Below are 12759 nucleotides of genomic sequence, written 5' to 3'. Positions count from 1 at the left end.
TGTCAAATAAAGCGTGTAAAGGAACGATTTGTTCTTCTGCACGCTTTCCTTTTTCCATTCACCCGGAAGCACTTTTGTTTACGGATGCAGGTTTGTTGGGTACATTTAATGTAAATGAGCAAAGGAGTTGGAGTTGTTATGGTAGATTTAAATCAATGGTATGAACAGGGAATGTCACCAGATACATACATTGAATCCATGGAAAAACACAAGGAAAATCTATTACACATTTTTGATCATTTCACTGTTCCGGATGAGGATGAGGTATTTTTTGAAAAGCTAGCCGATAAAAATCTGCGTGTGATCGTTTTAACTGAAGATTGGTGCGGCGATGCGATGCTTAATGTGCCCATTTTATTAAGGCTTGCAGAAAAAACAAAAACACCAGTTAAAATCCTGCTGCGTGATCAGAATCTGGAACTGATGGATCAATATTTAACGAACGGGAAGTCAAGATCCATTCCCATTTTTATTTTTATTGATGAACAAGGAAATCAAGTTGCCAAATGGGGGCCACGGGCGGACAAAATTCAGCAATTTGTTGATCAGGCACGCGAACAATTACCAGACAAAGATGCCTCTAATTACCAGGAAAAATTTAACGAGATGCTATTATTTATGACCAAAACATATCGTGACAATTCCGATTTTTGGGATGATGTTTATTTCAGTCTGAAACAAACATTGCAATCCACTGTAAACTCACGCTAGTACAGATGAGTTTTCATTTTCACCTTGTATAAGCCTTGATGTTGTATGTCCATAATGGAAATATACTAATCTAATTTGGGGATATCAGGTGAAGATATGAATATCGAGCAGTTAAAACATATTTATTTCCGACTGCCTGTTTTTGTCAGGTTATTATTAACAATTTTTTTCGTCATGATTGTCTTCGGGATTGTCATTCATTTTGTGGAGCCGGAACAATTCCCTTCCATATTTATCGGCGTTTGGTGGGCGTTTGTTACCGGAGCAACGGTGGGCTATGGCGATGTCGTTCCAGTAACAACAATTGGAAGGGTGATTGGCATTCTGTTAATTCTGTCAGGTGGTGGACTGCTTACTTTCTATATTACCCATATTTCGGCGGCAACCATTCAGCATGAACAAGATTTGTCCAAGGGAAAGGTTGCATTTAAAGCACAACATCACGTCATCTTTGTCGGCTGGAATGAACGGACAAGGCGATTAATCCATTTGACCAAAGAAAATCATCCCATGCTGGAAATTGTTCTCATTGACCGGACATTAACAAATTTACCTTACAAACAGCTTCCAGTCCATTTTGTCCATGGTGATGCAACTGAAGATGTCACCCTTCATCAAGCAAATATCAAAGTTGCCAAAAGCGTGATCATTGCTGCCGATCACACCAAAAAAGAACGACAGGCTGATCATCATACCATTCTAACCACAGTCGCAGTGCGTGGTAATAATCACGATGTACCAATTATTGCTGAGATTCTCTCCAAAAGCCAGATTGAAAATGCTATTCGTGCTGGTGCGTCGACAATTATTCGTTCAAATGATTTTATGAGTGTGCTGTTGTACCATGAATTATTTAACCGAAAAGAAACGGAGCCATATGAAACTATTCTACATTTGTTATCGAGCCAGCATTTTGATCAGGTTAACTTGCCGGAAACACTTATCGGTAAATCCTATCAGCAAGCAATCGGTTACTTTCTCGTTGATGGACAGATGGCACTTGGGATCATTCGCAAGCAAAAATGGCAGATCAATCCCCCTGCCAATCTCAAATTACATCAAGGAGACATCGTATTAACAATGGCCGGTCAAAAATAGTTCACTCCCCCCTCCCCTTATTTTTTTTGCCAGGAAACACAATGTATGCTAAAATATGTTATTGTGTAAAAAAACTGAGAGAAAAGATATAGGAGTTGTTCAGCATGATAGACAAGTTTGAAAGCGGGCAAATATTACAGGGAAAAGTGACCGGGATACAGCCATATGGTGCATTTGTAGCGTTAGACGATGAAACACAGGGACTTGTTCATATTTCGGAAGTGACACACGGATTTGTTAAAGATATTCATGACTATTTGACAGTAGGTGATGACGTAACTGTCAAAGTATTGCATGTTGATGTGGATAATAATAAAGTATCCTTATCCATCCGGGCAACTGAAGAGGCTCCTCAAAAAGAAGACAAACCGAAAAAACCGATCAAAGAGCAGCCTAGTACAGAACAGGACAATACTACTGGCGGATTTAACACGCTAAAAGACAAGCTGCAAGAATGGATCAAACAATCAGAAGAACACGAAGGCACTTTAAAGAAATAATAACACAAAGACAGATTTCGATAACAATACGGAGTCTGTCTTTTTTAATTACATATTCTTGCTTTACACACTTCTTTTCGATAAAGTTATGATGAGTAATCACAAGGAGGAAGACTATGACACATGTGACGTTTTCATATGAAAAAGCTCTATCATTTATGAAGGAGGATGAATTGGAAAATTTAGTCCCCTTCGTAGCGTCTGCCCACCATGCGATACATAATCAAACAGGGGCAGGTAATGATTTTCTCGGATGGGTTGATTTACCAGAAAACTATGACAAAGTGGAGTTTTCCCGGATAAAGACCGCTGCTGATCAAATTAAGCAAGACTCCGACATTCTGCTTGTGATCGGTATTGGTGGGTCTTACCTAGGGGCCCGGGCTGCAATTGAAATGCTCAACCATTCATTTCGACATATGTTACCGAGTCAGCAGCAGCCACAAATCATTTTCGTTGGTCACCATTTAAGCTCAACATATATACAAGAGCTATTCGATGTCCTTGAGGGAAAGGACGTATCAATCAATGTCATATCCAAGAGTGGTACAACAACCGAACCGGCGATTGCTTTTCGCATTTTCCGAAACTATTTGGAAGAACGCTATGGCAAGGAAGAAGCAAAAAAACGCATCTATGCCACAACAGATAAAGCAAAAGGCGCTTTAAAGACCCTGGCCAATAATGAAGGTTATGAAACGTTTGTTATTCCAGATGATATTGGCGGGCGCTACTCTGTTTTAACCGCTGTCGGTTTATTGCCGATTGCAGTTAGTGGCGTGTCAATCGATACAATGATGGATGGTGCCAAAGCAGCACGTAATGATCTGAGTGAATCTGAACTTGATAAGAATCCGGCATATCAGTATGCTGCCGTCCGAAATATCCTTTATAACAAGGGAAAAACAATTGAAATGCTTATCAACTATGAACCACAACTGCAGTATTTTGCCGAATGGTGGAAACAATTATTTGGGGAAAGTGAAGGAAAAGATCACAAAGGTATTTTCCCGTCATCGGCCAATTTCACAACGGACCTTCACTCACTGGGGCAGTATATTCAGGAAGGCCGGCGCGACATGTTCGAAACCATTCTTTCCGTCACGAAAGCTACACATGATATCACTTTAGCAAAAGATGAACAAGATTTGGACTGTCTCAATTATTTGGCCGGCAAAACGGTTAGTGAAATCAACCAGAAGGCACTGCAAGGGACAATGTTGGCACACACGGATGGAGAAGTACCGAATTTGATTGTTGAACTGCCCGCACTTGATACTTACACATTTGGTTATCTTGTTTACTTTTTCGAAAAAGCGTGCGCCATGAGTGGATATTTATTAGGTGTCAATCCTTTTGATCAACCCGGTGTCGAAGCTTATAAGCAAAATATGTTTGCCCTGCTTGGAAAACAAGGCTATGAGCAGATGCGTGAAAACCTGGAAAAACGTTTGAAATAAGCTGATGTAAATCTGGCAAAACTTTTTCCAAAATCATGTTTACATTTTTGTAGGGGTGGTAATAATATAATTGTAAGACTTTCTCGTATTCCCCCTGTAAGCAAGGCGTAAAGACGCTTTGCTTTTTTTTCTATGTAATTTTAAGCTATAATGATGAAGAAGAACATAGAATTCAGGAGGGTTTATATGGGTAATTTTGATCTGATACATAATCGTAAACAAACACGATCGGTCAAATGGGATACGGCTGATGAATTGTTTCAGTCCACTGATGTGCTTCCCATGTGGGTTGCCGACATGGACTTTAAAGCACCACAGCCGGTAATTGACGCTATTGTAAAACGTGCGGAACATGGCATATTTGGATACACGATCATTGATGACGATGTGAAAGCATCCATTGTCAATTGGATCGAAAAACGTCATCAGTGGCACATTGAACCAAACTTTCTTTCATTTAGCCCGGGTGTTGTAACAAGTTTACATATGGCGGTAAAAACCTTTACAGAGCCAAATGACAAAATTTTAATTCAGACACCTGTTTATACTCCATTTTATAAAGTAATTGAGCAACATGATCGTATCGTCGTTAAGAATCCACTTGTACAAAAAGACAACTATTACACGATTGATTTCGCCGATTTTGAGGAAAAATTAAATACAGGTGTAAAAGCATTTATTCTCTGCTCACCACATAATCCGGTTGGCCGGGTATGGCGGAAAGAGGAATTACAGGAAATGGCCCGCCTTTGTTTAAAACATGATGTACTTATTATTGCGGATGAAATTCATGCGGACTTGGTTTACCCGGGATATCATCATATTCCAATCGCCTCCTTGTCAGACGAAATTGCGGAACAAACAATAACTTGTATGGCACCATCCAAAACATTTAACTTAGCTGGTCTACAGGGATCTTACGTTATAACAACAGATAAAGAAAAGCGAACAAAATTGGAGGAACAGTTTAATAGACAGGGACATAGCGGATTGAATACATTAGCCAACACCGCATTGGAGGCAGCATATAACCATGGAGAAGCCTGGTTGGATGAATTAATGGACATCTTACAGGAAAACTGTAATTATGTTACAAACATGTTTAAAGAACACGCAAACGAACTAACGGTTATCCAGCCTGAAGGGACATACCTGTTATGGATTGATTGTTCAGCACTGGAATTAGATAGTGACGCACTGAAGAAATTCATGTCCGAGCAGGCCAGAGTGGGTCTGAACGCAGGCATTTCATATGGTGATGAAGGAAAACTGTTTATGCGCATGAACATAGCCTGTCCAAAGGCGACTGTTGAAGAAGGTGTCAAGCGGATTATTAACGCGGTAAGGAATAGATAACACCTTTTAGATTGCTTTTCCTGGAAGTTAATAGCCGACATATTAAAGCGACAGCAAAGGAATGGGTGCTGTCGCTTTTACTATCCCTATTGTTTATTAGTTTCTGCTGGATCGGTTGGATTCTTTCCGTGAGAAGGTTTTGGGTTTGCTTTAATTTCTCCACAGGCAATTCTTGAACCTGACTTGCCGCTTGGTTGACTGACACCATCATCTTGATCTTCGTGGATAACAAGTGACGTGCCATCCTCTTTTATCAATGATTTTTTCCCTTCTAATAACGTAGCATCCGGAATCATAATTTCAGAATCTACCTTACCATCACCATTTGCCTCAATATTTGGCATATCACCCAGGTGAGCACCGTCCGGATTCATTAATCCATGTTCCTTCCCCTCCGGATTATAATGGCTTCCTGCACTCTTGAAATCCGGTCCCTTGCAGACTGGCATTTCGTGAACATGAATCCCATGCAATCCAGGTTTTAAACCTGCAAGTTTTAATTTTACATGCACCCCATCCGGACGTTCCGATAAAACCGCCGTACCAATTAAATCCGCCGACTTATTATACATATCTATAGTACGAACAGTCTTTTCACCTGTCCCCTGGCACGAGGCAACAAATAAAATAAGTAATAGTACGATATATCGCATATATGTATCCCCTTTTTGTCGCTTTTTTATCAAGTATCGACAAAAAAAATCCCTTCTATTCGGTAAGAAGGGATTCGTTACAAGTGGTCATCATTTTTGGTTTCCCGAAGCTGATCATACTGTTGCTCAAACCTGTGCTTTTCTTTTTTTGAATATTTCACAAAAAAGTACATGGTAACCGTTGCCAGAATCATAAAGATAACACATGCGATTATAGCCGGAATATATTCAGTTTTATCATCTGGAAAATAGAGAAATTCCATCATCGTTCCTCACGTCCTTTAACTAGATTATAGCAAACTTTGCCCAGGCATGAAAGCAAGGAAACGATTCCTTTATTTTAATCGGGGAAAGTTCCCACTAGCAACTCATTCTTATTTTTGGCACAATAGAAAGAGACGTATAAAGGAGATGGTATCATGACAGTCGATATTGGAGATATAGTACGTGCCCATTATAATTCAGGTGTTTACATAGGAAAAGTAAAAGAAGATCGTGGGGATCGTTTTTTGGTAGAAGTATTGGCCGTGATCAAGCATCCTATGCAAGGAGATTTGCACCATCCGGGAGTAGCTGAAGGTAATGTCTTCTTTCACGCACGAAAAGCATTGGCACACCACGAAAAAATGAATGTGGCCAAAGCTGTTGTTTATCCTTATGATGATTCAATACCTGATTATCACCAGTCATTACAGGCATCTGTGAACAACATGAAAGAAAAATTAATGCAAAAAGATACTGCTTTTAGTAAAGAAGCATTGAAAAAATTAATCGATCTGGAAAACAACGACTACCAAAAAAGCTATTATAAATAAAACAGGATGGCCCCCATACCATCCTGTTTTATTTAGACATAGCCTATACCCTCAGCCCAAGGAATAGAGAACTTGTGCGCTCTATACCTCACAGCACAAATGTAAACCTATGGAGTCGGTACTTTCAAATTTCGTTGTTTCTTTGTTGGCTTGCCATAAATTTTGGTAGTAATTTTCGGTGCGTAGTTAAACAGCAGCATCCCGATAAATGCGGATACTACAATGTAAATACCACCGAAAACCTTAATGGATCCCGTCGCAATGCCAGCGATGACAACCGAAAATTCCCCGCGTGCACAAATTTGCAGCCCAGCTCTTAATGAAACACGCTTGGTCAGACCATATAACTTACCGCCGATTACACCAGTAAGAATCTTGGCGAGCATGGACCAGATCACCAATACAGCCAACAATAATGGCATCGGAATCCCGGAACCAAAATCGATGGTGGTTCCAAAGTACACAAAAAACGTTGGTAAAATAAGATTTTTGATGGGAGTAACAACACCTTCAACACGTTCAATTTTATTGACCTCTGACAGAATGACACCTGCCAAAAATGCCCCCAATACTTCAGATAAACCTAAATAAATGGCAATCCCTGCATATGTAACCGCAAGACCAACCAGAAGAATAATCTTAAAATCTTCATCCTCAAATTTCTGCAAAAACTGTTCGAAGTTCTTAAACAATGTTTTACTAAGCAAAATGGCAACTGCAGCCAGGCCAATGATTTTTCCTAATAAAATAACTAAATCCCATCCGGAAAAGGCCTCTCCTGTACTTAGTGCAATTAATATAGCAACCACTACCGGCGCGATTAAATCCTCAAAAATTAACAGACCAAGCATATACTCCGTTTCCGCATTCGCCATTCTTCCTTTATCATCAAGCAGCTTTGCCGTGATGGATGAACTTGTTGCATAAACAAGTCCGCCTAACAGAAAAGAGGAGAAAAGATCCATGCCAAAACCAACAGCGATAACCATCGTAACCCCTAAACTGAGCACGATATCCAGGAGACCCGAACTCCAAATTTTCTTGGCAATCTCCCCAAGCCTTGATGTATTAAACTCCAAACCAAGCAAGAAGAATAACAAGACGATTGCTATCTCGCTGGAAAAATGCAAGATCACATTATGGTCCATGATTCCGGCGAGTGCAATACCAAAAAGGATATACAAAATGACATTGGGAAAGTTGGTTTTAAATCCAATATAGGCAAGGATAAAAATTCCAATTAATATTAAACCAGCATCTAATAAAGGTGGAAACTGACTAAACAAACGGCATCATTCCTCACCCCTACATAGAGCGGTTAGTGTAGCAATTTGTTCATCTTTTCCAACGGACATTAACACATCGCCAGGCTTTAATGTCGTATCCGCTTCAGGTACAGCTATCACATCTTCTCCATGGACAATCCCAATGATGGTTGCACCGGTTTTGTTGCGGATATCTGATTCCTCAATTGTCTTATTGGCAAGAATTGATTTTTCTTTTAACGTGATATAATCGACGATAATCTGGCTTTTGAACATACGAATTTTTTCAACATCAACAGGCTGGTAAGTTGCACCAAGTAATTGAGCTGCTAATTCCCTTGTTTCATCAGGTGTCAAGTCCATGGCAAAATCTGCCTCTTCACCATCCGCATTTTCAAAAAAATAAAGTTCACGCTTCCCCGTATGATGGACAATGATTACCAATAAATTGTCTTCAGATGTCTTAAACGAGATCTTCTGCCCAATTCCAGGAAGCTTTGAGACTGATACTTTCATTTTTTCACCCCAAATTCCCATTATTCTATAGAACTCACTTTAACCGGACTATGATTAATTGTAAAGCACAAAAATGCCAATTACCGAGCAAAAAAATCAAACATTATGATGCAATACAACTTTAGTCAATAGGAATCTTTTTCAGTATATAGGAAAAATAAAAAGCTAGAGCGTCACCTCTCTAGCCATATTGTTAACTATTCACCTAAATGTTCTTTAATAACCTCTTCAATGCCTTCAATTGCTTCGGATTCGTCGCTGCCGTTTGCGATGATTTTAATTTCAGCGCCTTTAGGAACCCCCAATGACATCACACCCATAATTGATTTTAAATTAACTGTCTTGCCATTGTAGGCCACTTCGACTTCGGATTTAAACTGTCCGGCCTTGTTTACCAATAATGTTGCCGGACGCGCATGTACTCCTGTATCCGCTGTAATTGTAAAAGTTTTTTCTTGCATTATATCTCATCCTTCCAATCAAATAGAATATTTTTCGTATGTAATGATTTCATACCATACTTTTTGGGCTTATAATCACCATCCTTATTATATACAATAATCCACTTTTATGAAACAAAAAACTGCTATGGGAATGAAATTTGTCATTCCATATCGGTTATGGTAATCTTGTGTTGTAATATTAAGAAACTTATCTGCTGAAGATCTGAACAGGTCATCTTATGGAGGAGGACAAAAATGAGCGTACATATTAACGCACAACAAGGGGAAATTGCTGACAAAATTCTCTTGCCTGGCGATCCTTTACGCGCCAAATTTATTGCCGAGACATATTTGCAGGATGTAACCCAATATAACCAGGTAAGAGGAATGTTTGGCTTTACTGGAACCTATCAAGGAGAAAGAGTATCGGTTCAAGGCACGGGAATGGGGGTTCCTTCCATTTCCATTTATGTGAATGAACTTATCCAGAGTTACGATGTACAAAAACTCATCCGTGTTGGTACATGTGGTGCGATTCAAAAGGATGTGCACGTACGTGATGTCATCCTTGCCCAAGGTTCCACCACCGACTCACAAATTAATCGGATGGTATTCAACGGAATTGATTATGCCCCGCTCGCCGACTTTTCCTTACTAAAAAATGCATATGATACAAGTATGGAAAAAGGCATCGAACCTAAAGTAGGAAATGTGTTTACAAGCGATACCTTTTATCGCGATAACGCAAAGGAAGTAAATGAATTGCTTGCGGCATATAAGGTGCTGGCCATTGAAATGGAAACATCGGCACTATATACGTTAGCAGCCAAATATGACCGTCAAGCTTTATCAATTTTAACAGTTTCCGATCATATTTTAACAGGCGAAGAAACCACTGCAAAAGAGCGGCAAACAACATTTCATGAAATGATGGAAATTGCCTTGGATGCAGTCATCAAATAGAATCTTTGGGAAACGATCCTATCATAAAGCGAAACTCACCGTTCAGGTCATTAGACTTGAACGGTTTTGTAAACCTCATAAAAAAATAGTTGACATACATCGTTAATTGTCTTACTATTATAAAAAGAGAGAGGAGGAGCGTACATATGAAAGGATTACGACCTATCGATTTAACCTTTGGCGCGGTATTTGTTTGCTTAATGGCGATTGGAGCTAATATAGCTGTTTGGTTTCCTTGGCTTGCCGTTCCGATTGGTGGTGCATCAGTCCCCTTATCGTTGCAAACCTTCTTCGCCATTTTAGCTGGCTTGATGCTCGGGAAACGGTTGGGGACATTTTCCATGTTGACCTACATATTTGTCGGTGTTTGCGGGGTTCCTGTATTTGCAGGTATGAAGGCCGGACCTTTTATATTAGCCAGTCCAACCGGTGGATTTATTTTATCATTTATTGCTGTGGCTTTTTTTGTCGGGTTGCTTGTAGAACAAAGAGAACGACGTCCATCCGTTCCCTGGTATTCATTTTCTGCTGGAGTTGGCTTGCTGTGTAATTATGGGATAGGCGTCACTTATATGTATTTCATCATGCATTTACTGTTACATGTGGATATTTCCTATCTGGTTGCCTGGACAAGTATGGTTCCATTTATGGTAAAGGATATGGCGCTGGCTTTTCTGGCAAGTCTCTTCATGGTTACTATTGCCAAACGGATTCCCTTGCAACTGCTCCATCCGAAAGTATCCCACTTTAAATAAAAAACAACAGGTCTCCCTATTATCAGCGAGATCTGTTGTATTTAATATCTTAAAGATTTTTCCTCCAGGTTATCTTTGTGCTCGAGATTGGTTACTTTAGCTTTAGACGAATTTTGATCCATCCAGTTACGGACATCTGTAAACGTAACATTTGAAATGCTGGTAAGTGTCGTATAAAAAGCTCCTAGAAATAGTAACACCATGACAGGCCTGCGCAAAATCTTCAGTTTTTTCATGATAGCACCTCACTCGTGCTATCATTGCCAATCTACTAATTTTTTATTCATTTACCCAACCATTCGTCCTAATTAAATTAAAGAGGATGTTCAAAAAGTCCGGTAAAAATGACATGCCCCTGCAAAAGGGGTATGCCGACGCCTGAGCGCAAGCCCGTTTTTAGTCGCCCTTCATTTGAAGAACTCGTTGGCTTGCTTTTCCGCTCTCATGTACCTTTTATGTACACTCCTGTGCTCAAAGCTACGCCGCCTAGAACTTCTCGGTCCTTTTTATCCTCCTTTTTGAACACGCACTTAAAACATTTGATAGCCGCTTTTTCGCAAAAATTTAATCACAAAACCTGATACGATAGTTCCGATGAATCCGGACACAAGTATCGTGATATCGACTGGTGTCAAATGAATCAATCTGGTAAACGCTGTTTGAAATGCCGCTCCAGGATGTTTAAAATATTCTGCCGTTGAAATACCATCGACAATGATCAATACTATAAATGGGTATATAAATGACATTAACCATGTACGACGTAATAACATATTCAAAATAAAGGCGATTCCAAAGAAAATAACGAAAAACAATATAATTGATACGACAAATTGAATCAAAACCAGTGTCCCCCCATTTATCAAACGAAGCATATAAATTTCATTTTAACTGAAAACATATAAAAAGCAAAGGTGATCGTGTACACCTTTGCGGAAATTGTCATTTTTATTATATTCCATTCGATAATGCCCAACTTCACATAACGCTTAATAAAAAATATTGAATTTGCCTTTTCGCATTAACAGACCCACCCCACCTAATTGAAGTAAATACCGATTGTCTAACACTTTTTTCATAATGGAAGCCTTAAAGCCGAACAATTTTCGGTTGTTTAACACGACTCCAATCGCATCGTTCGCCCCAAGTGAAGCAACTGTTCCATGAATTTTGGCTTTAAAGTTTTCCAACTTTTGATCACCATTGACAAGCGCCTTAATATTACGAGCAACCGTTCGTGATTCCTGGATCGCAATTTGAGATGTTGGCGGAAATGGGCAGCCTGTTTTCGGATCAGTTACATGTGCACAATCTCCAAGCACAAATACATCTTCATAGCCTGGTACGCGCATGTCCTTTTGCACTTCAATTTTTCCATGATTGGTTGCAAAACCGGATGCCTCAACGATCGTATTCGCCCGCACGCCGGCAGCCCAAATGATTGTACGGGTTGGAATCTTTTCTTCTTTACCATTCTTTTCATAAACGACATCAGTTGGATTACATTGTTTTAACATAGCATCCGTTACAAACTCTACACCACGTGCCTCAAGCGAGTTCATTGCATATTCAACAAGCTGGGCATCAAAGTTTGGTAAAACAGTCGATGCGCCTTCTATATTAATAATTCGTACCAGGTTCTTTTCAATATCGTATTCTGCGCATAACTCCGGAATTCGGTTAGCCAGCTCACCAAGAAATTCAACACCAGTAAAGCCACCACCACCAACCACGATATTCAATCGTGCCTGGTCTTTTTTCGGGTCATTATGGTACATCGCAAAATTGTATTCTATGTGCTCACGAATCAGTCGTGCACTATTAATATTACCAATGGCAAATGCATTTTCCATTAACCCCGGTATCCCAAATGTTGCTGCCTCAAACCCAAGTGCCACAACCAGGATATCATAGGATAGACAACCATTCCCTAATTTTACTTTTTTTTCATCAGGCTTAACAGCAACAACAGTATCCTTTATAAACCGCACTTTATTGGTATCGATCACTTCTTTAATAGGAATTCTGGTGCGGTCGTGATGTAACGTACCAGCCGCATTTTCATGCAACCATGTTGTCTGATAGTGATAATCGTTATTATTAACAAGCGTTATTGTGGCATCATTTGTGCCTAATAATTTTTGCAATTTGACCGTGGTCATCATTCCGCCATACCCAGCGCCAATTATCACAACACTCGGCTTCCCCATATATTTTCACTTCC

At 39.7% G+C, this 12759-nt stretch carries 16 protein-coding genes; 8 read left to right on the top strand and 8 right to left on the bottom strand.

Features of this window, described 5'->3' with window-relative positions; all coding sequences use genetic code 11:
• Positions 1 to 138 precede the first annotated feature (138 nt).
• The 5 genes from O2S85_RS06760 (at position 139) to O2S85_RS06740 (ending at position 5125) form a co-directional block, all read left to right on the top strand.
• Positions 139 to 711 (top strand): thioredoxin family protein, encoded by a 573-nt coding sequence (locus O2S85_RS06760; protein WP_269411919.1) that lies wholly within the window; start codon positions 139 to 141, stop codon positions 709 to 711.
• 96 nt (positions 712 to 807) lie between these two features.
• Entirely contained in the window at positions 808 to 1809 is a 1002-nt protein-coding gene (locus O2S85_RS06755) for a potassium channel family protein (RefSeq protein WP_269411918.1), read from the top strand.
• A gap of 104 nt (positions 1810 to 1913) precedes the next feature.
• Positions 1914 to 2309: a S1 domain-containing post-transcriptional regulator GSP13 gene (gene yugI, locus O2S85_RS06750; protein WP_269411917.1), complete on the top strand. Its 396-nt coding sequence runs from the start codon at positions 1914 to 1916 to the stop codon at positions 2307 to 2309.
• Positions 2310 to 2425: 116 nt separating this feature from the next.
• Positions 2426 to 3769 (top strand): glucose-6-phosphate isomerase, encoded by a 1344-nt coding sequence (locus O2S85_RS06745; RefSeq protein ID WP_269411916.1) that lies wholly within the window; start codon positions 2426 to 2428, stop codon positions 3767 to 3769.
• Positions 3770 to 3955: 186 nt separating this feature from the next.
• Positions 3956 to 5125: a MalY/PatB family protein gene (locus tag O2S85_RS06740; protein WP_269411915.1), complete on the top strand. Its 1170-nt coding sequence runs from the start codon at positions 3956 to 3958 to the stop codon at positions 5123 to 5125.
• A gap of 86 nt (positions 5126 to 5211) precedes the next feature.
• Here the strand turns inward: O2S85_RS06740 and O2S85_RS06735 are convergent, their stop codons facing one another.
• Complete coding sequence (locus O2S85_RS06735) at positions 5212 to 5778, bottom strand: superoxide dismutase family protein (RefSeq protein ID WP_269411914.1); 567 nt, start codon at positions 5776 to 5778, stop codon at positions 5212 to 5214.
• A 77-nt stretch (positions 5779 to 5855) separates the two neighbouring features.
• Complete coding sequence (locus O2S85_RS06730; RefSeq protein WP_269411913.1) at positions 5856 to 6044, bottom strand: hypothetical protein; 189 nt, start codon at positions 6042 to 6044, stop codon at positions 5856 to 5858.
• A 153-nt stretch (positions 6045 to 6197) separates the two neighbouring features.
• Here O2S85_RS06730 and kapB point away from each other — a divergent pair, with 153 nt between their 5' ends.
• Entirely contained in the window at positions 6198 to 6593 is a 396-nt protein-coding gene (gene kapB / locus O2S85_RS06725) for a kinase-associated lipoprotein KapB (RefSeq protein ID WP_367747678.1), read from the top strand.
• Positions 6594 to 6700: 107 nt separating this feature from the next.
• Here the strand turns inward: kapB and O2S85_RS06720 are convergent, their stop codons facing one another.
• The 3 genes from O2S85_RS06720 to O2S85_RS06710 form a co-directional block, all read right to left on the bottom strand.
• Entirely contained in the window at positions 6701 to 7879 is a 1179-nt protein-coding gene (locus tag O2S85_RS06720; RefSeq protein WP_269411912.1) for a cation:proton antiporter, read from the bottom strand.
• A gap of 6 nt (positions 7880 to 7885) precedes the next feature.
• Entirely contained in the window at positions 7886 to 8374 is a 489-nt protein-coding gene (locus O2S85_RS06715; RefSeq protein ID WP_269411911.1) for a cation:proton antiporter regulatory subunit, read from the bottom strand.
• 197 nt (positions 8375 to 8571) lie between these two features.
• Positions 8572 to 8835 (bottom strand): phosphocarrier protein HPr, encoded by a 264-nt coding sequence (locus tag O2S85_RS06710; RefSeq protein ID WP_269411910.1) that lies wholly within the window; start codon positions 8833 to 8835, stop codon positions 8572 to 8574.
• A gap of 237 nt (positions 8836 to 9072) precedes the next feature.
• Between O2S85_RS06710 and deoD the strand changes: the two genes are divergently transcribed.
• Positions 9073 to 9780 carry a purine-nucleoside phosphorylase gene (gene deoD, locus O2S85_RS06705; RefSeq protein ID WP_269411909.1) on the top strand — a complete coding sequence of 236 codons (708 nt, stop codon included), beginning with the start codon at positions 9073 to 9075 and terminating at the stop codon, positions 9778 to 9780.
• 146 nt (positions 9781 to 9926) lie between these two features.
• Complete coding sequence (locus tag O2S85_RS06700) at positions 9927 to 10535, top strand: biotin transporter BioY (protein ID WP_269411908.1); 609 nt, start codon at positions 9927 to 9929, stop codon at positions 10533 to 10535.
• Between the two features lie 41 nt (positions 10536 to 10576).
• Here the strand turns inward: O2S85_RS06700 and O2S85_RS06695 are convergent, their stop codons facing one another.
• The 3 genes from O2S85_RS06695 to O2S85_RS06685 form a co-directional block, all read right to left on the bottom strand.
• Positions 10577 to 10771 (bottom strand): hypothetical protein, encoded by a 195-nt coding sequence (locus O2S85_RS06695; RefSeq protein WP_269411907.1) that lies wholly within the window; start codon positions 10769 to 10771, stop codon positions 10577 to 10579.
• Positions 10772 to 11065: 294 nt separating this feature from the next.
• On the bottom strand, positions 11066 to 11377 hold the full coding sequence (locus O2S85_RS06690; protein WP_269411906.1) for a YuiB family protein: 312 nt from the start codon (positions 11375 to 11377) through the stop codon (positions 11066 to 11068).
• Between the two features lie 147 nt (positions 11378 to 11524).
• Positions 11525 to 12745, bottom strand: coding sequence for an NAD(P)/FAD-dependent oxidoreductase (locus O2S85_RS06685; protein WP_269411905.1), 1221 nt, complete (start codon positions 12743 to 12745; stop codon positions 11525 to 11527).
• Between the last annotated feature and the right edge of the window lie 14 nt (positions 12746 to 12759).

The sequence above is a fragment of the Lentibacillus daqui genome, from assembly GCF_027186265.1.
Lineage (GTDB): Bacteria > Bacillota > Bacilli > Bacillales > Amphibacillaceae > Lentibacillus_C > Lentibacillus_C daqui.
The sequence above is the reverse complement of the archived record's forward strand: the minus strand, read 5'-3'. Positions and strand labels throughout refer to the sequence as shown.